Annotated in this window: 22 protein-coding genes; 7 read left to right on the top strand and 15 right to left on the bottom strand. The window is 37.4% G+C overall.

Annotated features, from left to right (window positions below; all coding sequences use genetic code 11):
• Positions 1-11: 11 nt before the first annotated feature.
• The 3 genes from H4J39_RS02520 to H4J39_RS02510 form a co-directional block, all read right to left on the bottom strand.
• Positions 12-863: a mannosyl-3-phosphoglycerate phosphatase gene (locus tag H4J39_RS02520; RefSeq protein ID WP_182225833.1), complete on the bottom strand. Its 852-nt coding sequence runs from the start codon at positions 861-863 to the stop codon at positions 12-14.
• Positions 860-1,741 (bottom strand): kinase, encoded by an 882-nt coding sequence (locus H4J39_RS02515; RefSeq protein WP_182225832.1) that lies wholly within the window; start codon positions 1,739-1,741, stop codon positions 860-862. The genes H4J39_RS02520 and H4J39_RS02515 overlap by 4 nt, the downstream gene beginning before the upstream one ends.
• A 359-nt stretch (positions 1,742-2,100) precedes the next feature.
• Entirely contained in the window at positions 2,101-2,628 is a 528-nt protein-coding gene (locus H4J39_RS02510; protein WP_182225831.1) for a hypothetical protein, read from the bottom strand.
• Positions 2,629-2,801: 173 nt separating this feature from the next.
• Here H4J39_RS02510 and H4J39_RS02505 point away from each other — a divergent pair, with 173 nt between their 5' ends.
• Together H4J39_RS02505 and H4J39_RS02500 are read left to right on the top strand one after the other, a co-directional pair.
• Complete coding sequence (locus H4J39_RS02505) at positions 2,802-3,365, top strand: CIA30 family protein (RefSeq protein WP_259368728.1); 564 nt, start codon at positions 2,802-2,804, stop codon at positions 3,363-3,365.
• Positions 3,366-3,383: 18 nt separating this feature from the next.
• Positions 3,384-3,599 carry a TIGR02450 family Trp-rich protein gene (locus H4J39_RS02500; protein WP_182179287.1) on the top strand — a complete coding sequence of 72 codons (216 nt, stop codon included), beginning with the start codon at positions 3,384-3,386 and terminating at the stop codon, positions 3,597-3,599.
• Positions 3,600-3,651: 52 nt separating this feature from the next.
• Here H4J39_RS02500 and H4J39_RS02495 read toward each other — a convergent pair whose 3' ends face one another.
• Positions 3,652-4,524, bottom strand: coding sequence for a LysR family transcriptional regulator (locus tag H4J39_RS02495; protein ID WP_182225830.1), 873 nt, complete (start codon positions 4,522-4,524; stop codon positions 3,652-3,654).
• A gap of 349 nt (positions 4,525-4,873) precedes the next feature.
• Here H4J39_RS02495 and H4J39_RS02490 point away from each other — a divergent pair, with 349 nt between their 5' ends.
• A complete protein-coding gene (locus H4J39_RS02490) occupies positions 4,874-6,175 on the top strand; it encodes a sensor domain-containing diguanylate cyclase (RefSeq protein ID WP_310649708.1) in 1,302 nt (433 codons plus the stop codon).
• A gap of 23 nt (positions 6,176-6,198) precedes the next feature.
• On the opposite strand, the gene H4J39_RS02485 is transcribed toward H4J39_RS02490, so the two are convergent.
• Positions 6,199-6,552: a DUF3802 family protein gene (locus tag H4J39_RS02485; protein WP_182225829.1), complete on the bottom strand. Its 354-nt coding sequence runs from the start codon at positions 6,550-6,552 to the stop codon at positions 6,199-6,201.
• Positions 6,553-6,944: 392 nt separating this feature from the next.
• Here H4J39_RS02485 and H4J39_RS02480 point away from each other — a divergent pair, with 392 nt between their 5' ends.
• Both H4J39_RS02480 and H4J39_RS02475 read left to right on the top strand, forming a co-directional pair.
• Positions 6,945-9,938 carry a TonB-dependent receptor gene (locus H4J39_RS02480; RefSeq protein WP_182225828.1) on the top strand — a complete coding sequence of 998 codons (2,994 nt, stop codon included), beginning with the start codon at positions 6,945-6,947 and terminating at the stop codon, positions 9,936-9,938.
• A gap of 290 nt (positions 9,939-10,228) precedes the next feature.
• A complete protein-coding gene (locus tag H4J39_RS02475) occupies positions 10,229-10,552 on the top strand; it encodes a DUF3718 domain-containing protein (RefSeq protein ID WP_182225827.1) in 324 nt (107 codons plus the stop codon).
• A gap of 131 nt (positions 10,553-10,683) precedes the next feature.
• Here H4J39_RS02475 and H4J39_RS02470 read toward each other — a convergent pair whose 3' ends face one another.
• The 8 genes from H4J39_RS02470 to H4J39_RS19255 all read right to left on the bottom strand — a co-directional run bounded on the left by H4J39_RS02470 (position 10,684) and on the right by H4J39_RS19255 (position 20,899).
• Positions 10,684-11,502, bottom strand: a complete 819-nt coding sequence (locus H4J39_RS02470) for a DUF1338 domain-containing protein (protein WP_182225826.1) — start codon at positions 11,500-11,502, stop codon at positions 10,684-10,686.
• 197 nt (positions 11,503-11,699) lie between these two features.
• Positions 11,700-13,169, bottom strand: a complete 1,470-nt coding sequence (gene astD, locus H4J39_RS02465; protein WP_182225825.1) for a succinylglutamate-semialdehyde dehydrogenase — start codon at positions 13,167-13,169, stop codon at positions 11,700-11,702.
• A gap of 122 nt (positions 13,170-13,291) precedes the next feature.
• Positions 13,292-14,308: an arginine N-succinyltransferase gene (astA, locus tag H4J39_RS02460; protein ID WP_182225824.1), complete on the bottom strand. Its 1,017-nt coding sequence runs from the start codon at positions 14,306-14,308 to the stop codon at positions 13,292-13,294.
• A gap of 104 nt (positions 14,309-14,412) precedes the next feature.
• Entirely contained in the window at positions 14,413-15,627 is a 1,215-nt protein-coding gene (locus tag H4J39_RS02455) for an aspartate aminotransferase family protein (protein WP_182225823.1), read from the bottom strand.
• 334 nt (positions 15,628-15,961) lie between these two features.
• Complete coding sequence (locus H4J39_RS02450; RefSeq protein ID WP_182225822.1) at positions 15,962-17,107, bottom strand: HDOD domain-containing protein; 1,146 nt, start codon at positions 17,105-17,107, stop codon at positions 15,962-15,964.
• A gap of 106 nt (positions 17,108-17,213) precedes the next feature.
• Positions 17,214-17,798 (bottom strand): aminodeoxychorismate/anthranilate synthase component II, encoded by a 585-nt coding sequence (locus tag H4J39_RS02445; protein ID WP_182225821.1) that lies wholly within the window; start codon positions 17,796-17,798, stop codon positions 17,214-17,216.
• Positions 17,799-18,115: 317 nt separating this feature from the next.
• Complete coding sequence (locus H4J39_RS02440) at positions 18,116-19,357, bottom strand: alginate export family protein (RefSeq protein ID WP_259368727.1); 1,242 nt, start codon at positions 19,355-19,357, stop codon at positions 18,116-18,118.
• 363 nt (positions 19,358-19,720) lie between these two features.
• The gene (locus H4J39_RS19255; protein ID WP_182225820.1) at positions 19,721-20,899 is read right to left on the bottom strand and encodes a YcbX family protein; all 1,179 of its coding nucleotides are present in this window, start codon (positions 20,897-20,899) and stop codon (positions 19,721-19,723) included.
• A 167-nt stretch (positions 20,900-21,066) separates the two neighbouring features.
• Between H4J39_RS19255 and mpl the strand changes: the two genes are divergently transcribed.
• Both mpl and H4J39_RS02425 read left to right on the top strand, forming a co-directional pair.
• The gene (gene mpl, locus H4J39_RS02430) at positions 21,067-22,473 is read left to right on the top strand and encodes a UDP-N-acetylmuramate:L-alanyl-gamma-D-glutamyl-meso-diaminopimelate ligase (RefSeq protein WP_182225874.1); all 1,407 of its coding nucleotides are present in this window, start codon (positions 21,067-21,069) and stop codon (positions 22,471-22,473) included.
• Positions 22,460-23,077, top strand: coding sequence for a flavin prenyltransferase UbiX (locus tag H4J39_RS02425; RefSeq protein ID WP_182225819.1), 618 nt, complete (start codon positions 22,460-22,462; stop codon positions 23,075-23,077). The genes mpl and H4J39_RS02425 overlap by 14 nt, the downstream gene beginning before the upstream one ends.
• Here the strand turns inward: H4J39_RS02425 and H4J39_RS02420 are convergent.
• The gene (locus H4J39_RS02420) at positions 23,074-23,259 is read right to left on the bottom strand and encodes a hypothetical protein (protein WP_182225818.1); all 186 of its coding nucleotides are present in this window, start codon (positions 23,257-23,259) and stop codon (positions 23,074-23,076) included. The genes H4J39_RS02425 and H4J39_RS02420 overlap by 4 nt on opposite strands.
• A gap of 37 nt (positions 23,260-23,296) precedes the next feature.
• The gene (locus tag H4J39_RS02415; protein WP_182225817.1) at positions 23,297-23,734 is read right to left on the bottom strand and encodes a hypothetical protein; all 438 of its coding nucleotides are present in this window, start codon (positions 23,732-23,734) and stop codon (positions 23,297-23,299) included.
• Between the last annotated feature and the right edge of the window lie 160 nt (positions 23,735-23,894).

Raw genomic sequence — 23,894 nt, 5'->3', positions numbered from 1 at the left:
TTACCTCTTTATTAATTGTATGTATTAGTTGAATGGGATAGTTGCTTTACTAAAAGTATCTGTATCGCTTCAGCCCAGCCTTGTGGGCCATATAATTGAGTACGAGTTGTTTTAAATTGACGGTATAACTTGGGGAAATTATGAACGGGTGAACGAATTTGTACCGCGATATCTGCGGCTTCTAACATTGGGCTGTCATTTTCTCCATCACCTAAGGCAATGGTCATAATTGCAGGGTTATTAGCATTTTCTCGATATTGTTCAGTGAGCCAGATCAGGGCTTGACCTTTATCACAGTAACCTCCGATATGAATGAATCTTCCGCCTTGAACAACATTCGCGCCTAAATTAAGCAGGTGATCTATAAACTTATTTTTAGTGGCGTCATCACCTAACCATTGAATAGGTTCACCATATTGTCTTTGTTTAGCACGTTGGGCCTCGGCTAAGGTTAACCCCGTTTCTTGGGATAACATTTCTAAAGACATCGTTGAAAAACTTCGATAATACTTTTTAAATTCATCAGTTTGTTCAGACAACAACGTTAGCCAATGCTGTCTTGGTAAACAAAATGATTTTACCCAATAGTTATCAATAATTACGGTGTCTGAGGGCTGTTTCGCAAAGGTATTGAGTGGTATATAAATCGCAGCGCCATTTTCTACAATAAAGGGGGTATTTAGCTTAAGTTTGCTGTTAATACTCTCTAATTCTGCAAGTGTTTTGCTGGTATTTAAAATAACGGGAATACTCGCTCGCTTCAATTGTTCAAGCGTTTGGATCGCTGCTGTCGATTGATAAGTGAAGTGATCCAGTAATGTGCCATCTAGATCACTAAAAATCAGTATTTTAAATGGGCTCATTGCTCATCCTTCACTGGTTTTTCAGTGATCTGACGAGCATAATTCAAGTAAAAAATTGCGTCAGCAGACTGTGATATGCTGGTACAGCTTTGCACACTTAACCTTTGAAAATATTGGGTGAAATTAAGTATTTCTTCTGGAGTCATCACTTTTGAATTTACTAAACCAATATTTCTGGCTTGTAATTTTTGCTCTTGTTCTAATCGCCATTTATAAACACAGTCAAATGATGGCGCTTGCAGTGCTAACCAAAAATCCATTTTTTTATATAAAGGGGCATAAGCTTTTTTGAGTTGTTCATTGACATAATTTCGCCATTGCCCATTTGCGTCATGTTGTAATTCAAGTTCATTAATAGGTGACTTTAATTGTGCTTCAGTTTGCGGTTTTACGCCCCAACACCAACCTTCTAATAAAATGATATCAACGGTTTTTTCAATGACTGTCCATTGTTCTTTGGGGAATGGTTCATCGGTCGCTTTATTGAATTTAGGAATGAGAAAATCGGTTTTTTGGGTATTTAATTGGTCAAGTACTTGTTCAAGCGCTAACACATCATGGGTCCCCGGAACGCCTCTCGTTGCTAATAGTGGATGCACATCATTAGCAAGCTTGTTGCGCTTATCACCGGTTAAATAAAAATCATCTAAAGACATGACAACAACATTCAGTTGGTACTTAGCAATTAAATACTCAGCAATAAAGTCGGTTAATGTCGACTTTCCACTACCTTGACAGCCATTAATGCCAACAAAGTATGGTGTGTTATTCTTTTTAAATTGTCGATATATCCGATCAGCAAGTGGTCGGTAATACTGCTTTACGGTGTGCCCAAATTCTTTAGGTAGTTTGTGTTGTGCAATAAAAGCTGAAAGCATAATTTTCACTGTAGATAAATACTCATATGTTTACAGTTCAAGTCTCATGCCACTTAAATTCAACTGAGCACTTGTTCGTTAGTCTTTTGTAAAATAATGATTATTTATTAAATAGGCAAAAATAAATATGCTTAAAGGATTTGATAAATGCACCAATCTAAGTAAACGCCCCATGATGGTGCGACAGCCAGTGAAAAATATCACTCGTTTACCATTCATTTTAAAACAATATTCTTTGAAATTTCTTGGGAGGTTAGAGGGAGAGGAGCATCTGTTATAAAGGGGGGGAGAAAAGAAATTCGGTAAGAAATAATAGCTTTGAGAGATTATTTCTTACCATTACTACAAAGTGACTATCGCTATTTTGAAGGCGTTAATTTATCTCTAAGTTCATTAAGTGCAGCAACTGAGAAACCATCATCATAAAAATAAAGCACGACACCTTCTTTGTCTAACAACAGAACTCTAGCGTTATTAGGTGCCTCATTACCGGTAAAAGCTTGCACTTTATCACCATCTTCGTAAACAGTGATCACTCCTTTCCAAAGGGGTTTTGGGATACCCGCACGCATACCATTATCAATAAATGTACTGAACATTCTTGGAAATAATCCCTGAATGGTAGGAAGCTCATAAACATCAACGTTAGTCTCTGTCATATCTAAACCAATTAGCCATCGATCGATATCAAACTGTGAGTTTTGTTTGTATCCGACGAGTAGCAAGGTAAAGTCTTTGTTAAAGTCTTCAGGTATCTTTACCGTATTTTCTTCTAATGTTTGTCCGGTAACAGAAGGAAAAGACATCCCGGTTACTGATTGATTTGCATATTTTGTGCTACAACCTGATGCTAGGCTGATGAACAATATAAATAAAAAAATGCGCATGTGTTATTGACTCGTTGATTATTAATTTAGTTAATGTTTTATACGTTAGAAATTAAACTTTAGCTCATTTTTTATCTTTTGATCTTAAAAAGTTAACTCTACGTATTATTATAAATATATAACCACAGATACTTAAGTGAAATTTACTGATGAGATTGGTATTAAGTTTATTAATGTTTTTTAGTGTCTATGCAAATAGTAACAACGGTAATGGATACGTTATTGCAAACGATAGTTTGAATAAAAAGGCTTATATGATTGATTTTTCAAAGCAAGAAAAGGGACTTTGGCAGGTAACCGATGACAATGTTATGGGAGGCTTCTCAAATGGAAATATGACTTTTGAAAAAGACCATGGCATTTTTAATGGCAATATCTCACTTGATAATAATGGAGGGTTTAGCTCTGTTTTCCGTGCTGTTGAAAATCTTCCTAAAGGTGCCGAAAATCTAGTTGTTGATGTAAAAGGTGATGGTCAGACTTATCAATTGAGACTGGTTATTTATGCTAATGGTTACCGTTTAGCTTACAAACATGACTTTAAAACGACAGCGAATAAGCGTGAAAAAATTATGCTCCCAATTGCTGATTTTAAAGCAACTTTTCGAGGAAGAATGATAAAAAGTGCGCCGATACTTAATTCTGCGGCTATTAGAGAAGTGGGATTTTTAATGACTAAAAAGGTAGCAGGTCAATTTTCATTATCGGTATTTGAACTCTCTTTTTTAAAAGAATAAATAATGACTAAGGTAAAGATGAATAAAGTTAACCCTAAAGCACTTATTAACAGCAAATGGACTAAAGTTGATATTGTTAACAAAGAAAAGCATTTTGTTATCACTAAAGTTGAGTTTGATGAAGACCAAATAGTGACCCACTGTATTATAGAAGCAGTGATGACCCACAATGAATACACCATAGATTGGCGTGATTTAAAAATAAGTGATAAATGGCTAGTAGGCTGGAAATAAATGATGAATCAAGCCTTTTTAGTTTCTAATATCAACTATTTGCTTATAGGTATTATGCAATAAACTCATGAATAGATTGTTTGATGTATGTTCGCCTTTTAGTTTCAAAAGAATGCCTGTTTTGACAAAGGTAAAGTGTTTCATTCACCGGTACTTTTAAATGGTGTATGTTAATTTTACTTTGGTCAGGGAAAGCATTTACAGCATGAAGTGGTAGCACAGTGAAGCCTAACTCACGGCTAACAGGCTCTAAAATCAAACTAATTTGATTAGAGAATCCTTTGTGCTCAAATTGACTGGTATGTTCAAATTCAGGATAGTTCTTACTCAGTAACTGTTGTGCATGATGTGCTGAGTCAGGGTGACTGATAAAACCGAGGGAAGTCAGTACTTGCCAATTTATGCGTTTTACACTACTCGCCGTTACTAAAACCAAAGGTTCAATCGCTATCTTTTCATTAAGTAAGAGAGGGCTACGGCTTAATTCGGTTAGTATGCCAAGGTCTATTTTACGTTCAATCAAGTCTTGCTCAATACGCTTATTCGGTGCAAAGGTGTAATCAATAACAAGTGCAGGAGAGTGTTGTTGTATATCGAGCATATAAGGGTATAACTTTAAGCCAACACTCCCTGGGGTACTGACCTTAATTATTCCAATAAAAGCATCGTCCTGTTTAATTGATGCTTCAATGTCTGCTGATGTTTTTAACAAAAATTGCCCACGTTGGCGTAACTTTATTCCCGCATCAGTCAGCGAGAAAGACTTCCCTTCCCGAGTCAATAATAATGTATCTAGTTGTGCCTCAAGTTTCTTTATATGTTGGCTTACGCCTGATTGTGTCATAAAAAGAATTTCTGCTGTCTGAGTAAAATGACCTACGTCAGCAAGTGTGCAAAATGTTTTTAACCACGTTAGGTTTATCATAACGAAATGTTCTTATTTTTGTTGCAAATAATAATTTTATATACTTTATAAAGTTTACAATACTGTGTCTATTCAATTTAACGAGGTAATAAAAATAAGCAAAGCATCCCCTAATTAGGAGGAAATTTAAAATAGCCTATATTGCCGCAGTTGTTGGTATTGGTGTTGAGTTATTTAAATTGTTGAGTATGAGAAAACAGGCGTTGTAACTTATTCTTTTAAGATCATCGTTTAAGATCATAATATAAACGTGGGCTAAAGCATGATTTTAGCTGGGACGTAATGCCTATTTTAAATATTCAACTACAATTAAACTTTCTGTAATGTTTTTTATATTTAAGGTTTATCAGTGAGCAAAGATCAACAATCAACAATGCTATCTCATAATAATTTATTACTAAAAGTTAAGATGTTAGCTGAAGTATTGACGAATGTTGGGGCGTGTATTTATACCAAAGATTTAAATGGTCATTACACCTACGTGAATCAAGCGGTACTTGATCTATTGAATGTGACCACTGCAGAAATTATTGGCTTTGACGATACCCATTTTTTTGATTTAGCGTTATCTCAACAACTCAGAGAAAATGACCAGAAGGTAATGAAAGAAGCGATTACGGTTAAGAGTGAAGAAACAAACTTTATAAGGTCATTAAAGGAAACGCGCATATATAAAACGGTTAAAAAGCCACTGTTTGATGATAATAATAACGTTATTGGTATGTGTGGTATATCAACAGATATAACAGAAGAAAAAAAGTTACAAAAAATAGTTAAATCTCAGGAAAAGTTACTTCATACGGTACTTGATAACGTAGATGCTTATATTTATATGAAAGACAATGAGAGAACATTCAAATATGTAAATAGCAAAGTAGCTGAATTATTTGGCACGACACCAGAAAATATTATCGGTAAAAAAGACATTGAAGTGTTGCCATTTGATGTCGCTGAACATTTTAATCACTCAGACCAAAAAGTATTTGATACTGGTATTAAGCTAACAATAGAAGAGACATCAGAAGACGAGCAAGGTAATTTACTTCACTATATCAGTACAAAAATCCCCTATCAACAGCAAGGAGAGTTACCGGCTTTAATTGGTTTTTCTACAGATGTAAGTGAGTTGTTTGCTTTAAAGGAACAATTTAAAAAACAAGCAAACACCGATTCATTGACTGAACTTTATAACCGTCGCTACTTTATAAAGCATGCTGAACGAGAGTTTCATCGTGCTAAAAGACACTTACGTATTTTATCTTTAATTTCCATTGATATTGATCATTTCAAAAGTATTAATGATGGTTATGGACATCCTGTAGGAGACAAAGTCTTAATTTCAGTAGCGCAATGTTTATTACCCTGTGTTCGACAAGAAGATATTCTAGCGCGAATGGGGGGGGAAGAGTTTTCAATATTACTGCCTGAAACTACCTTACAATCAGCAAAAGTTGTTGCTGAGAGAATTCGACTTAATCAGAGGAACTTGACTATAAATGGTCAGTGGCATCAAGCAATTAAAATAACAGTAAGCATTGGCGTCACTTGTATAACATTTGAAGATGACACCTTTGACGATTTTTTTACTCGTGCTGATAAAGCATTATATCAAGCGAAAGACAACGGTCGTGATCAGGTGTTTTGTTTGTAAGTAATATTGACTAACGAACCAGGTTAAGACAAAAACTGAGTATGAATTTCGGTATCAAATAAGTTTTTAATAAGTAGTGCGAACTCTTTAATAAATGTTTTTTGTTCATTTGTTACTGCGTTGTTTACAACACCAGAGAGTATCTCTTCAAGGTCATAAACAATGGCGTCAACTTCTCGAATAACCGTGTTACGCTGATTAAACGACAAAGCTTCATTCTGACTACAAATACTTATAATCTGCTCACTTAATTCTTGCTCAATAACGGCCATAACGGTGTCAGAACCAGAGGATGAAGACGGTGAGTTCTCGAACAAACTTAAGTGCTCTGTTAAGTATTCAATAATATGAATGTAACCTTCAGTATCTGTAACCATTAAAAAACACCTTAAAAAATGAAGATATACCATACCCTTTATAGAGGCGTTTAATCAAGACCATCAAGATCTCTTTATCTGAATTTATTATAGTTCCTACTTAACGAAAATAGACTGTCTTTATTAAAATCACCAAGATAAATATCTTTATCATGCCAATAAAACGATACATACAAGACAATAATGTCGAGATAGTGATATTTATCTATTAAAAAACAATTGGTTAGGTTTATTGGTGAAAGTTCAAAATCATTTGCGTAATAGGGGTTGTATTATTTCTATATTCAGGCAGAATTGAGTGATATTGTTATCTATTGTAACAATTTGTTCTAACATGCAAATATAAAATATAAACATAAAATAATAAATTTATAAGTCCAGAGAGAAACACTATGAGAAATAATATTTCAAAAACATTTAAACGCTCGATTGCAGCTGTCGCTGTAACAGCCGTTTTAGGTATGACATCAGCTTCAGCGGATGATTTAGTTGGTCGTATTAATGGCTCATCAACAGCTGGCGTTACAGTTAAAGCAGTTAACGTTGATACAGGTACACAACGTACAGTAAGTATCGATGAAGACGGTAGTTACCGTTTAGCAAAAATGCCTTCTGGTAATTACAAAATTACTGTTATGCAAAACGGTGTAGTTATTGCTGAAGATAATGCTCGCGCATCTTTAGGTAGAAACACGGTTACAAACTTCGATGTTGCCGCAACTGACGACACTGAAGTTATTCAAGTGGTTGGTTCTTCAATTGCTACTATCGATGTATCTTCTTCAGATGCTGGTTTAGTTGTTGGTGAAATTGAAATTGACCGTATGCCTATCGCACGTAACATCACTGCTGTTGCTTTATTAGCTCCGGGTGTTGTACAAGGTGATTCTGCCTTTGGTAACACAGCCTCTTTTGGTGGTGCATCTGTTGCAGAAAACGTTTGTTACATTAACGGCATGGAAGTAACTAATACTCGTCAAGGCTTAGGTTGTGGTGAATTACCGTTTGAATTTTATAAAGAATTCCAAGTTAAAACCGGTGGTTACTCAGCTAAATATGGTCGTGCTACAGGTGGCGCAATAAACGCGACTGCTAAAAGCGGTACGAACAACTGGGAATATGCAGCAACAGCTTCATTTACTCCTGATTCATTAAGATCTGAGTCTCAAATGTCTCGTGGCGATGGCGGCGTAGGCAAAGTATACCGTGATGCTTCAAATGATGAATTTGACACGACAGACTTTACATTCTCAGTTGGCGGCCCAATCATTGAAGATAAATTATTCTTCTATGCTTTAGTTAACCCACGTGATGTTTCAAGTGCTGTAACTTCTGGTGGTGGTCGTACGACTCCAGATGACGAATGGAGCACACGCGATGCTTCTGGTGGCGATAACATCTTTTGGGGCGCTACAATTGATTGGGATATTAGTGAAGATCATCGTTTAAGTTACTTCGGTTATTCAAACCGTAGTGATACTACTCTAGATATCTACGCATATGATCTTGAAAATAGCGTACTTGGCGCTCGTTCTGGTGGTTTCTTACAGAAACGTGGTGGCGATACGCATAGTCTTAGCTACACAGGTTACATTACAGATGATTTAATCGTTACTGCAATGGCTGGTCGTATCGAAACAGAATATGAAAACACACCTGATAACCTTCTTTGTCCTTCAGTAACTGATTCTCGTGATAATCCAACTGCAGTTTCTTGTGGACCTGGTGGCTCATTTGGCGCAAACAATGATGAGAACACTCAATTTGCATTAGATATTGAATATATCTTGGGCGACCATACAGTCACTGCAGGTTATGAATACCAAGAACGTGATTCTTCACGTATAAACCGTCCTATTACTGGTCACAGCTATACTTATTACACGTTAGAAGCTGGCGCTAACATTCAAGGTGATAACGGTGTTTTATACACTAACAACACTGGCGCTGAACAAGATATCGTTTCTGACCGTATTTTTGATGGTGGTGGTAGCTTTAATTCTGAAATCACAGCTTATTACATTCAGGACAAATGGCAGGTTACAGATAATTTAGTACTAAACCTTGGTTTACGTATTGATGAATTTGAAAACTGGGGTACTACAGGTAAATTGTTAACGTCATTCAAAACAGATGTTGCTCCACGTTTGGGCTTCAGCTGGGATCCAACAGGTGACGGAGAAAGCAAATTTTACGGTACTCTAGGACAATATTACTTACCCGTTGCGAATAACACAGTATACCGTGCTGCATCAGGTGTAAGTGATACGACTACGCATTACACATTCTCTCAGCCTGGTGCTGATGGTGCTCCAGAAGGTGCTGCTCCGGTAAGTGGTACAGTTGCTAACTCTCAAACAGTTGGTTCTGTTGCTACAATTCCAGAAAAAGATATATTCCAAGCTCAAGAAGCTGACCCGTTTTCAAAAATCGAGTATATTCTTGGTTATGAAACAATGCTAAATGAAGAGTTCACTTTAGCTATTAAAGGTACTTACCGTACTGTTGATACAGCGCTTGATGATTACTGTGGTGCTTTCTCTTGGCCTTACTGTGTATTACTTAACCCAGGTGAAGATTCTTCATGGTACAAAGATGGTTTCTACTACAATGGTAACGGCGATTTAACTGTTGAAGGTGATTTATTTGATGGTTCTCCTGATGCAGGTTCATTAACTACACATTCTAATGATTCGCAAATTATGCTTCCTGAAGCTAAAAACGAGTATTACGCTTTAGAAACTATTGTTAAATACAATACTGATTCATTAAGAATGACACTTAGCTACAGCTGGTCACACAGCTACGGTAACTTCGAAGGTGCTGTTAAATCTGATATCGGTCAAGCTGATGCAGGTATTACACAAGATTTCGATTTCCCAGCCTTAATGGATGGTGCAAATGGTAATCAAGCTAACGATCGTCGCCACGTATTCAAGTTATACGGTAGCTACAGCATTACTGATGACTGGATAGTTGGTTGGAACAGTACATTAGCAAGTGGTCGTCCATTATCAGCATTTGGTAAGAGTTACCCATCTGACAACCCTGATTTATTCGGTGGTTACGGTGATACATTCTACACTACTGATACTAACGGTACTGATGACGAAGCAGATGATGTAATTAATCGTTTACCTCGTGGTGCAGCTGGCGAAACTAGCTGGACATTTAAAGTTGATTTATCAAGTAGCTACGCGTTTGAAATTAACGGTATAGATATGGAAGCATCAATTGATATCTTTAACGTGTTTGATATTCAAACAGCGACTACACAGAATGAATTGTGGGAAACGTCTCCTGGTAATCAAAACCAATATTACGGTACTGATGCAACTTGGCAGACACCTCGTTATGTTCGTGTAGGATTTGAAGCACGCTTTTAATAGCGACTTTATTTCTTAGATAGAAAGTAAAAAGCCTCGTTTATCGGGGCTTTTTTATGTCTAATTGTTTTTGAATGTAAAATTGTATGATTATATTATTTTGAGTTTCAATTTATATTTGATTGTTAAAACATTCAGTTGAGTTGAATTCCATAATAAATAATTAAATAGATTAAACACGCGTTATTACATATCAACATTAGTTTAATACAACTTTTTTTCATTTTAGCGTCACTATTAATAAGACAACGCAATCTGTGTTGTCATAAATATTAATTTGGAGAGTTAAAATGAACTATAAAAATATAGTAGTAGCGACAATCATCACATTGGGTTTTTCAATATCAGCACAAGCTGCAAAAATAACAGCTATAGATAATAGTATTGAAACGAATTTATGTGTAACAGCAGCCACAGGTAATAGAGCCGCAATGTACAAATCGATAAAGTCTTCCGGATACTCTTCAAAATATGTAGCGAATAACATTGAATGTAATGGAAAAAATTTATTAAGCTTTGTTGAACATAACGGCAAAAATTCAGCAGCTATGCTGAAACTGTTAGATCGGACAAAGACTTCAGTTTCAATTACTGATTTAGCAAGCGTTAACTAAAAGAAAGGAACGTTGAATTATTAAGATGTATTACGAGGTGATCACAAGTGTGACATTTTAGCGAGCAGATCTTGTCATTCCTGCTCGCTATATCTAGCAAATATTATAATACAGATAAAATATGATAATATTTAACTGACGTTAGTACTTTCGAATATTTTATCTGCAGAAGCAGCAACAAAACCAGAATATAACTGCCCGTTCTCTAGAGGGTAGCGCTTAGCAAACTCATAAAAACAACTAGGGATTTCTACTTCACCGTCTGAAAATTTAACAAGCGCTTTATCAGCCATTGTTGAAGATTGCTCTAGTTTAACCGTCGAATCACCTTTAATTTCTCCGCCGGTGGTGTTTAATAAAAAACCGCCTGCTTTAACTGCTGCATTTACATCTTCGATATCCGTAAAGTTTGCTAGGTGATTTATGCTTACTGTAAAGTGGTTAGCACGATAGCCCCAGGCCGCAACCCATGCAGCATATTCACTTTCTGCTAACAAGGTTTGGTATTCTGCTTTACTGACTTGCCAATGCGTACCTGAGTACAAGAAGCGACTATCAGCAATGATGTCATCGTCTATAGCACTAACCATTTTTTCTATAATAGCCTGAACTTCAACAGAAAATTCTTTTACACGCAATTCACTAATGAAAACTTTAGGCAAGCTAGTATCGCTATGCTCAAAATGTTTTGCATTTAATTTTTTGCTTGAAAAGTCATACTCACCAGCATATTTATAACCTAGGTCAATCAAAATAGCCGCTAGTTTATCTAAATTGACTTTAGCGGTATCAAAGGTGCGGTAAGCAACATGATCGTTTATTAAGTCAGTACCCGAGCTTAGTAACTCATGAATCTTATGAGCTGAAGGGGTAACTTCAATATAATTCTGCCAGATATTAGTAAACAAGTCGGTAACTTGTTGGTGTTGGTTTGATATAGCATTAGTCATGTGAACATCCTTAGTATATTTAAATGGGTTACTAACGAATAGTTAAAGAATAGCGTTCATTTTTGGAAGATCAATTTGAATGCGAGTTACTGCTAACTATTCAAATGAATCGTTATATTTGATCTATATTTTTAAAAAAGCTGGGACGAAGCCCAGCTTTCAATATAGGGTTATTAGCGAGCATACTAAAACTTAACCTAGATACTTAAGCCAGGACTTAAAGTAGCGGGTAATGACACTTTAGGAGCTTCAACAGAAGCTACTGGGTATGCACAATAATCAGCAGCATAAAATGCGCTAGCTCTGTGATTACCACTAGCACCAATACCACCAAACGGTGCAGCACTGCTTGCGCCAGTAATTGGTTTGTTCCAATTAACGATGCCAGCACGTATTCTGCGGAAAAAGTGATTGTATAAATCTTCACTGTCACTTAACAAACCAGCAGATAAACCAAATGAAGTATTGTTTGCTTCATTGATCGCCGCGTCAAAATCGTCGTATCGGTAAACTTTTAATAAAGGACCAAAATGTTCGTCATCAGGCATTTCATTAATCGCGGTTACATCAAGTATACCCGGAGAAATAAAGCCAGTTCCGGCTTCCAAGTGTTTCATCTCAACTAATGAGTGAGCGCCTAAATCAAGTAACTGTTGCTGAGCAGCTACCAAGCTTAAAGCAGCTTTCTCAGAAATCATAGAACCGATAAAAGGTTGCTCTTCGTCATCATAATAGCCAATCTTAATTGTTTTAGTTGCTTCAATTAACTTAGCTATAATTGCATCGCCTTGCTCTCCCGTTTCAATGAATAAACGCCTTGAACAAGTACAGCGTTGACCAGTTGTTACAAAAGCTGATTGAATAATATCGTGTACAACCGCTTTTACATCACTAATGTCTTTAACGATTAATGGGTTGTTTCCACCCATTTCTAACGCTAAGATTTTACCTGGCTGGCCGCCAAATTGCTCATGTAATAAGTGACCGGTGTTTGAACTACCGGTGAAAAACAAGCCATCAATTTGTGGATGAGAAGCAAGCGCTTTACCTGTTTCGACTTCACCTTGTACAAGGTTAATTACGCCATTAGGTAAACCTGCTTGTAGCCAAAGTTTTAACGTTTCTTCAGCAACTTTCGGCGTTAATTCACTTGGTTTAAATACAACCGTATTGCCCGCTATTAAAGCGGGAACAATGTGGCCATTAGGTAAATGACCAGGAAAGTTATAAGGACCAAAAATAGCGACAACACCATGTGGCTTATGACGGATCATTGCTTTTGCACCTGGCATTGGGTTTTCAACAGTGCCAGTACGCTCATTGTTAGCTTTAACAGAAATGGCTATTTTACCCATCATTGCGCCAACTTCAGTGCGCGTTTCCCAAAGGGGCTTGCCTGTTTCTTGTGCAATCGTAATCGCTAAACTTTCTTTGTTTTCACCTAACAAAACAGCAAACTTTTCTGCAATAGCAATACGTGCCTCTAAGCTCATATCTGCCCAAGACTCAAATGCCGTTCTAGCACTTTTTACCGCGGTATCAACTTGTTCTTTAGAAGCAGATTGACCCTGCCAAATAACTTCGTTTTTAGCGGGATTTAACGAGCTAACATCGTGGCCTAAACCTACTTGCCATTGACCATTAATTAATTGTATTGCTTGTGACATTTTTCTGTCCTTATACTTTGCGACGTCATCATGTGATTGAAAATCCCATGATGAACTCATGATTACTTTACTACTATCAGTTAAGCGAAATTCAAGCCCTGCTTAAAAGAATAAAGTTTAGTTTAATTACGTACTAAGCGTACAAAATCACCTTCATTTACTTGTAGTGCTTCTGCGATATCACTAGGGATCACGACTTGCTCTGCTGTTGCTCTTAACGATATTTTCGCTTGAACAGCTCTAAAACCTGCAACTTTCGTGTTACAGATAATAAAGTTAACCGTGTCATCAGTATCACCGATAATCACTTGATATTTTCCACTATTACGTATGGTTTTTACTTTCGCTGTTTGTGCTTCAACGGTTGGACCGCCATCAAAAATATCAACATAACCTCGACGTGAAAAACCTTCAGCTTCTAATAAACGTAGTGCTGGTAACGTTTTTGGATGAACTTCGTTAATAACTTTTTGGGCATCTTTACTTAATAAGTTGACATAAATAGGATGCTTTGGCATTAATTCAGCGATAAATACTTTTTTACCAATACCGGTTAGGTAATCGGCAGTAGGAAAGTCCATTGAGAAGAAATGTTCTTCTAACCAGTTCCAAAAAGGAGAACGACCTTCCTCGTCTGAAATGCCACGCATTTCAGCGATAACTGTTTCAGCAAAGCGTTCTTGATGCTCAGCCATAAACAAAAAACGACAACGAGACAAGAAACGTCCATTTTTGTTTTTACGATGACTTTCACCTAAAAACAATGTACATATTTCAGATGCACCTGTGTAGTCATTACACAGTGATAATGTTTCTACGGTATTATAAATGCCTAACTCACGAGAGTTATGAACAACTTTACCTAAATGATAATGGTAAAAAGCGTCTTCTAAACCTACCGCTGCTTCAATACCACTCGTGCCAACAACTTTACCCGTGTCAGTATCTTCCATTACAAACAAATAGCCTTCGCTAGATGGGTGCGACACTTCTTTATTGAAAGAAACTTCAGAGTGAGCGATACGTTGCTTTAATAAGCCTTCATTGACCGGCAGTGATGTAAAACCGTGTCCTGATTCTATCGCAATACGATGTAAAGAGTCATAATCGCTTGCTTGAATAGGGCGTATAATAATCATAGAAAAATCTCATTTTTTACAAAGAAAAAGAAATTGTGGCTACTCTTAAAGAATAATCACAATTTCAACGGTGTAATTGTTTTATTAAATTAAATTAACAATGACTATATTGCTAATTTAGCAACGGCTTTTTCAAAACGTGCTAAACCTTCAACGATATCAGCATCTGGGATAACTAAAGACGGGGCAAAACGAATAATGCTTGCGCCAGCAACTAAAGTCATAACACCTTCAGTCAATGCCGCGTTTAAAAAGTCTTTTGCTTTACCTTGATATGCATCAGTTAATACAGCACCAATTAATAAACCTTTACCACGAATTTCTTTAAAAACGTTGTATTTAGCATTAATTGCATTTAAGCCATCAACATAGATTTTTGCTTTTTCTTTTACACCATTTAAAACTTCTGGTGTATTAACTGTGTCAAATGCAGCTTCAGCTACAGCACAGGCTAAAGGATTACCGCCATAAGTACTGCCGTGAGTACCTATTTTAAGGTGCTTAGCAATCTCAGTTGTTGTTATCATTGCGCCGATAGGAAAACCGCCACCTAATGCTTTTGCTGTGGTTAAAATGTCAGGTACAACGTTTAAGCCCATGTAAGCATATAAGTCGCCAGTACGGCCAACACCTGTTTGTACTTCATCAAAAATAAGTAAAGCGTTATGTTGATCACAAAGCGCACGAACACCTTCGATAAAATCTTGTGTAGGAGAGACTAAACCGCCTTCACCTTGTAATGGTTCAATCATTACTGCACACGTTTTGTCAGACATAATGGCTTTAAGTGCTTCAAGATCGTTGTAATCAACGTGATCAATGTCGCCTGGCTTAGGTCCGAATCCATCAGAGTAAGCAACTTGTCCACCAACAGTAACCGTAAAGAAAGTACGGCCGTGGAAACCTTGTTTAAAAGCGATGATTTGTGTTTTACCTGCACCATGAACGTCAAGTGCCCAACGACGTGCCAATTTTAGTGCGGCTTCGTTTGCTTCAGCACCTGAGTTTGCAAAGTAAACTTTATTTGCAAAAGTATTATCAACGATTTTTTTAGCTAAACGTAAGGCAGGTTCGTTAGTCATTACATTTGATAAATGCCAAATTTTATCTGCTTGGTCTTTTAATGCACCAACTAATGCAGGATGACAATGGCCTAAACAGTTAACAGCAATTCCGCCAGCAAAATCAATGAATTCACGATCTTGTTGATCCCATACTCGAGAGCCTTTACCACGTACAGGGATAACCGTTGATGGTGCATAGTTCGGTACCATAACGTCATCAAATAATTCACGGCCTACAGGAAAATGGTTAGTCATTGTTTACTCCTCAAGTGATTAAACACTGCTGTGCAGTGCATATTGGCATTACTGCTGAATAATTCAGCACATAAAAACCTTATATTAGTTTATATTTCAGCAGACAAAAAAGGATGAAGCTAGAAATTAGGTGCTCAGTATGACAGAGAAAACAGGCATTGTCTTGCTCCAAGTGACCGCAAGCCTTTTAAAATTGGGGCTTGTCGGGTTTTATTCAGTATAGGTGCATAACTATATAAAGAGAGTTTAAAGAGCTTGTTGACGTAATTGCTCGTTAGGTCGCTGACTAAGTGCCTTATTAACAATAGGAAGAATTTTAATAAATAATCAAAAATTATTTAAAATTTAATTTTATGTGATCAATATCACTTTTCTTTAATAAACTGATCTCTTGAGGCGTAATACGCACTGACGTTAAGAGTAGCTTAGCTTCGTCATTACTGATCAACTCATCTTTAGCTAAGCTTCTAAATGCCACATAAGCCTTCGCTTTAGTAACAATTTGCGCTAAAGGGCACATTTTTTCAAGTGTTTCTGTATAAGCAAGATCAAATATAGCTTCAGTGATCCGTAATCGGTCAAGGCGCATTAATTCAACTAAATCTGCTGATATTTTACTGCTGCGCGTAATGAGCTGTTCAAGTAATAAATCAGGAGAAGCATCAAAGTTAACTAAGGTATCGTGAAGTTTTTTATCTTTATTATCGTAAGCTGTTTTTAATTCTGCGGTGTGTAATTCACTATAGGTTGTCAAAAAACAACGAGACACAGCAATTAAGCCTAAATGACTAAACATACCCGCAGCAAAAGCTGTAAATTCATCCATACCCTCTTTTTTGGCTAATACAGAGGACGACATCGCGATGGCTAAACTGTCATTCCAAAGCTTTCTTTTCATTAAGGAATAGGGCGCTGTGCTACTGGGCAACCAATGCTTAAGCATAAAGGTAGGCATGACTAACTTTAAGTTGTCTAAGCCTATGTAACTTAGCGCTAAGCTTGCGTCAGATACTTGCACATTAGCACGCTTACGATATTGAGGTTTGTTGACTAAGTTTATAAGTTCATCAGCTAACCAAGGTAGCGACTTTGCTAAAGGAATGATGCGGTTAATTGATGCAGCACGCACCGACAGTATTTCCATGATATTAGGGGCGGCATCTTCAATTTTTAATATATTGTTGTAGAGGTTTTCTTTGTTATCAAACTTCTTATTCACTTCTGCCGTGACATGAGCAAAAAATTTTGACATAACTTGGTCAGTAAAAAAACTTTCACCGTGTGCTCGAATTATTTTATTTTTTTTGGCTTCTTCTTCAACAGCAAGTAACTCTCGGCGTCGATTAGATTGTTCACTATTTTGCTGGCTAGCAATAGCAACTTTGCCACTTTGTTGTTCAGCAAACTCTTTGCTGATCATTAAGCTCATAGCTCTTCGGTATATTGGGGCGACTAAGTCGTTGTTTTCAAATATCTGCATGAGCGTAAATAATGTTTTCCAATAAAGTTGAAGTTAAGTTTTTTGTCGGCGATATGATCAAAAGTATGAGTGATAACGGATGAGATTACTCATCTTATTTAAATTTTTACTGAAAGCGACTGAGAAAGTTATCCAGTAACATCATCCCTTGTTCAGTTAGAATTGACTCAGGATGGAATTGTACGCTAGCAATGGGTAATTTTTTGTGCTCTAAAGCCATAATTTCATCATTTTTACCATTTTCATCACAGCTCCAAGCCGTAACTTCGAGACATTCAGGTAAGGTCTCTTTATTAACAATTAATGAATGATAGCGAGTCACCGTCAGTGGGTTATTTAATTGGTGAAATAATCCCTTTTCGACATGCTTTATTTTACTTGTCTTACCATGCATCACTTTACGTGCTTTATCAATGGTTGCACCATAATGTTGTGCAATACACTGGTGCCCCAAGCAAACACCTAAGAGAGGTACTTTTCCTGCAAAGTGTTTAACGATATCTAATGACAAACCTGCTTCATTGGGTGAGCAAGGACCTGGCGAAATAACAATATACTGAGGCGACAATGCCTTAATTTCAGTTAACGTTATTTGGTCATTACGGGCAACCACGACTTCTTGTCCTAATGCTTGGAAATAATGTACTAAATTAAATGTAAAAGAGTCGTAATTGTCGAGCATTAATAACAAAATAATCCCTTGAATAGGAAGGCTATAAACGCGGTTATTCTAATCGCTCGCCATAGACAATTCATTATATATTTATGGTTTAGCGCTTGACGCTTGTTTTTGCTGGTTTTTTAATACTCTTTCAAGGAGTATTTTGTCTCTATGTACTGAAATGTATTGATGCATATGAGGTAAAAACGGCCATCTAACTAATACAACGTCTGCGTTATTTACATTCGTTAAGTATTCACATCCATGTGTCCATAACGTAAATCCTGTACATTCAAGGCTGTTACTTTTGTAACAGCCTTGAATTTAAGTAAGGCTAAACGCAAGCTTTAGAACTTAGTTGCAACTTGTATCCATAATTTATGGGTATCATTACTTAACTCATCAGCACTGTAGCTTGCAAATTTAATCAGTAAATCGTAGTCCTTTTTAAGGGAGTACGCAGCGATTAAGTCTACCTCTGTTCCGTAATCGATATGACCTTCATTTGAAGCAAGGTCGTGAAATGTTGCCGCTAACTTAACACCATTCAAGGTTGTTTTTACCGTAATGTAAGTATCTTCAACGCCATTAGCCATCCCTGTGCTACTACCTGTACCTAAGAACTTATCTGCAAATCCTTGGAATTTATGTAATGTAGCAAAAGGTGTACTAAAAGCTGCTTTACCCTCATCGCTGCCTAAAACTTCTAAACCACCTAAAAGCGTAATCTTACCCAACTCTGTGCCTATTTCAGCATTGTAATAACTTGCATCGTAGCTTAGCGGGTTGTCGCCAGCGTCACTTTGTGTTGCAGCGCTTAAGTTAACTTTTATCGCGCCAAAGTTACCTTGATAAAGTGCGCCATAAGTGTTTGAAGACATGGCATGTGCTTTGTTGAAATCTAATACGTAGGCAAATGCTGAAAGTGTATGCGCTTTATTGATTTTGTAGCCCGCATTTGCAAAGTGGAAGGCTCCAGAAAGATTGTTCGATTTTTTACTATTCTCTTCAAAAATACGATTAGCGTTGTGAACAAAACTATAATCTAATGAAACTGCATCGTTTACCGCATATTGAATGCGGTATCCATCATAGGTTTGCTCGTTTTGACGCCAGCCTACACCCCCTATAAAACGCTGGTTGTTATGTAAAATACGTTGACGACCCGCAGTAAGTTTTACTTTTTGAGTATTGAATTGTAAAAATGCTTGGTTAACGTCAGTTCCTTCGGGGTCTATAACAATAGAGTCAGAGCCGTTGTAGCTATTTGTTAAGTCGTTATAGTTATCTATAACGGCTGTTACGTTGTCAACTTCAAGGCCTATTGACCAATGCTTATAATCGCCTGTTTGCAGTGTCAAACGAGACTTTATGGTTAACGCTGCGGCCTCTATATCTGAAGCGCCATTTACGCCATCTTCATCAACCCCTTCGTAGCGAGCACGAAAGCTAATGCCGACTTTACTATCCGCAAGTGCTTTTTTTATTTCTGAATTGAACGAGGTATCGTCTGCTATTGCAAAAGGTGCCGAGATAATAGCGCTAGTCATTAAAGCGAGTGACAATTTTGTTTTAATAAACTTCATCATTTATATCCTGTGTATTTCATTCTTGAATTTTTTGTGAATACCTCTTGGCGTTGCTATGCCAAGAAGTCGCATTGAACGGGAGGGTTAATATTGTTAATATTTTCTATTTTATTTGAAATAATTGATGAGCAGAGTTTGTCACCTTGCCAATAGGGAAAGTTTGATTCATATCAAGTTGTTATTTTTTGGGGGAACACCGCTGTTTCATTGTTGATTTACATCAAACAGTAGAGCGATAGTCATAGGTGGATAGTCGTAGAATGGTAAAGATTTTATAAAGATGAATTTTTTATGATGAAATATATCAAGGCATTGCATTTATGGCTTAACTTACCGTACTTGTTAAGCCATTTAGCTGGCGTGTTATCGCTTTGCTAACACTAAATCAGATTGCGGAACAGAACTACAGGCCAATACAAAGCCTTGTTCTTTATCTGCATCGCTTAATCCATCATTCGCTAACTGTTTCACTTCGCCACTTTTTAGCTTTATCTTACAACGACCACACATGCCGCCTCGACATGAATAAGGTAAGAGCATACCTGCTGCTTCACCTTGATCTAAAATAGAGTCTTTGGTGTTACCGATAACGTTTTTGTTCCATGAGTCAAAGTGTAAATTCACTTTCCTTTTGGGCTTTTTTTTCAGCACTTTATTCGCAGCTAAATCGGGAGAAGATTTTGTCTCGGCAGTTTTCTTTGCTGGGTGAGGTATAAATAGAGGGGAAGACTGCTTCTTTAAAATAACTATTTCATCACCTTGCTTAATACTTCCCTGATTTAGGGCAATTAAATTTTGTCCAAACATAACGTCACCGCTGGCGACTTGTCGGTAATTTTTTAAAGTGGTCAGGGGGTCTTGCTGTGGATGCTTTTCTGCATTCTTAGGATCAACTGTGGTAAATATACAGCGAGAACAAGGCTTAGATATTTCAAATTCTACTTCGCCAATGCGAATATGTTGCCAAGTGTCTTCAGCAAAAGCATCACAATGGTCAACAACAAGATTAGGGCGAAATTGCGACATACTAACGCTTTGATTTAGCTGCAGAGACATTTTACGATTTAAATCATCAAGAGAAGCTTGCGAAAGAAGTAAAAGAGGATAACCGTCAGCAAAAGCCACTTGCTTGTGGCTATTACGAACATAACGCTGCGACTGCTCACCAAAATAAAGTAGCTGAGAAGGTTTATTTAAATACTGGCTAAACCATAAATCATAATTCTTATGACCATACTGCGCCTTTATACCGTCGTCCCATACGCTAATGTCTTTATAAACTTTTGATAACATATGATAAGAGATGTGCAGTGCTGGCATGTCTGGAGCGGTTAAAATTAACCCCTGCTCAGATAAATTAACCTTAATAAGGCAAAGTGTTGGTTCAGTACGAGCGGTTATAAACAGCCCACTTGGGTCTGTTAGAACAAAGCGTCGGTCGAAACTTAAGCCAAAATCGTCAACCCAACTATTAGACAAAGAAATGCCAGCAGCTGATTTTATAGGGTATATATGAAGAGATTGTAATGAAGGTGATTGCACAACGCGTCCTTTATTTTATTATGACTATGCATACTTACTAAATTAACACGGTATTGCAATGCCTTTTTTGTTTCTGATCAGGTATATTGTCAGGCATTATTTTGAACTTATTTTTATTACTGGTTGGCAACGCAATAGCAGAGCACCAGCGCTTTAACGGACATTATATGCATATTCACATTTTAGGTATTTGCGGCACATTTATGGGTGGTATCGCGGCAATAGCAAAACAACTTGGTCATCGTGTTTCAGGTTGTGACGCTAATGTTTATCCGCCAATGAGTACACAGCTCGAACAATTAGGGATTGAATTAAAACCAGGCTATTTAATAGAACATTTAAACGATGAACCTGATTTAGTGATCGTTGGTAATGCCATGGCTCGCGGTAACGTGATGGTCGAGTATGTACTCGATAGAAACATTCCTTATACCTCAGGCCCACAATGGTTATTAGAACATGTCTTAAAAGACCGCTGGGTAGTAGCTATTTCAGGTACGCATGGCAAAACGACAACCAGTTCTATGGTCGCTTGGATTTTAGAATACGCTAACATGAAACCTGGCTTTTTAATCGGTGGTGTTCCACAAAACTTTGATTGTTCTGCACGCTTAGGCGATGCGCCATTTTTTGTTATTGAAGCCGATGAATACGATACCGCTTTTTTTGATAAACGCTCTAAGTTTGTTCATTATCGTCCACGTACTTTGGTGATTAATAATATGGAGTTTGATCACGCTGATATTTTTAATGACTTGTCAGATATTCAACGCCAGTTTCATCATCTTATTCGAATGGTTCCTAGTAACGGCTTAGTGTTGTCACCAAAAAATGAATCGGCCATTACTGAAACGTTAGCGCAAGGTTGTTGGACTCCTACAGAATTTAGTGTTGAACATAGCGCTCGCCAAGAAGGCTGGCATGCAGAAAAACTTATTGTTGATGGCAGCGCGTTTATTGTGCGTTTCAAAGGTGAAATTCAAGGCACAGTAAAATGGAACTTAATTGGCGACTTTAATATCGACAATGGTTTAATGGCTATTGCTGCCGCTAGACATGCTGGTGTTCCTAGCCATGTTGCGATTGATGCACTGGCTGAATTTATTAATACCAAACGACGTTTAGAGTTGCGTGGTGAAGTACAGCAAGTGCGCGTTTTTGACGATTTTGCGCACCACCCAACGGCTATCGCTAAAACACTGGCTGGGGTGCGATCTAATGTCAGCGCTAATGGTGAAGGCGATCAATCTTGTCGGATAATTGCCGTGTTAGAGCCAAGGTCAAACACCATGAAATCAGGTGTACATAAAGACACACTTGCTACCTCATTAGCACAAGCTGATGTTGTGTATTTGTTTCAAGGTGAGCAAGTGAAATGGTCGGTGAATACCCTTATTCAAGATTGTGAGCAGCCGTGCTTTGTTGAAACGAACATTAACGCTTTAGTCAGTCATATTGTTGAAAACTCTCAAGCACGCGATACCATTGTTGTAATGAGTAACGGTGGTTTTGGTGATATTCACAATAAATTATTAATAGCATTGGAAAAAAAGGGTAAACATGCACGAGTTTAGAGAAAAAATAACGGTCGCTATTACGGGGGCTTCTGGTGCGCCGTATGCATTACGACTTATCGAGTGTTTAGTGGCCGCGAATGTACAAATTTATGTACTATGTTCAAGCGCAGCTCGGGTTGTTCTTGATACAGAAGTTGGCGTTAAAATACCGGGCTCTCCTGATGGCGCAACTCAATTTCTGAGTGAAAAATTTAAAGCAAGGCCTTCACAAATCACTGTTTTTGGCAAAGAACAATGGTTCTCACCAGTGGCTTCAGGCTCTGCAGCCCCTAAAAAGATGATTGTTTGTCCTTGTTCAACAGGCACATTAGCGGCTATTACCCTAGGCATGAGTGACAACTTGATTGAGCGTGCAGCCGATGTTGTTATTAAAGAAAGAGGACAGTTGATTTTAGTGGTACGAGAATCACCTTTTTCTACTATACACTTACAAAATATGCTGACACTTTCACAAATGGGTGTAACCATAATGCCAGCAGCGCCTGGGTTTTATCATCATCCTCAGTCAATTAATGACTTAATCGATTTCATGGTAGGAAGAATGTTAGACCATTTAAGCATTGAGCAATCTATTATACCGCGCTGGGGTTATCAGGTTTAATGGTTTTTGCCAGGCAATACATTCTTACCTTCAATTTTACAATTGGGATCTATTTCCTTGCGGTGAATATCGCAAGGAGCGGGTTTAGCGTTAATAATAATCTCTTGTCGTCCGTCGCTCATCGACACCGAACCACAAGAAAATAAAAAGAGTATCAGTAAAGTAGACAATAACTTTTGCATATTTTTGATCTAGAATCCTGTGTGAAATCAGTATAAGTTATTTAAATAAGTTAGAACAGTTCTCAGGTGAGGCTGTCATTAACGTAACTGTTTTACCACTTCGCACTTTTACACAACTTACTGATTCAGGAATTTTTTTCTTTTGAATGACATCAAATTCACCTTGGATAGCCGAATTTAGATGGTACTGAAAAGCATCATTACTCCCCTCAAATAAGGCGGTAAATAACCCAAAAACTAATGCCCCAGCAATGGTCCCTGCAATCATATCTTCATGGTTACCGTCAAGCTCGCCTAATAAGCCAATGCCAGCACCGGTAATGATACCTGTTTTGACCTCTGAAGATAAAGTTACCGGCGTAACCGACGCAATAGTCGCATAAAATTCTTTAATTATTTGGTGTTGGTCTGCTCGGTCAACCCCATGGCTTGCACATCCGGTTAACAGTAAAGCGCTAAGTAATAATCTTTTCATAGTATTTTCTCAATAATTTAGTGCGCATATAAAAGGAGGGCGCAAGTGGTTACGACAAGATTTTACCGATAGTTACAAGCCAAAAGTATGTAAAAATTGTGTGTTAATTGTTCACGGTGACTTACATGATTTTACATTTTCAAAAAAATTAGAGGTAATG

Source organism: Colwellia sp. Bg11-12, assembly GCF_014076955.1.
Lineage (GTDB): Bacteria > Pseudomonadota > Gammaproteobacteria > Enterobacterales > Alteromonadaceae > Colwellia_A.
The sequence above is the reverse complement of the archived record's forward strand: the minus strand, read 5'-3'. Positions and strand labels throughout refer to the sequence as shown.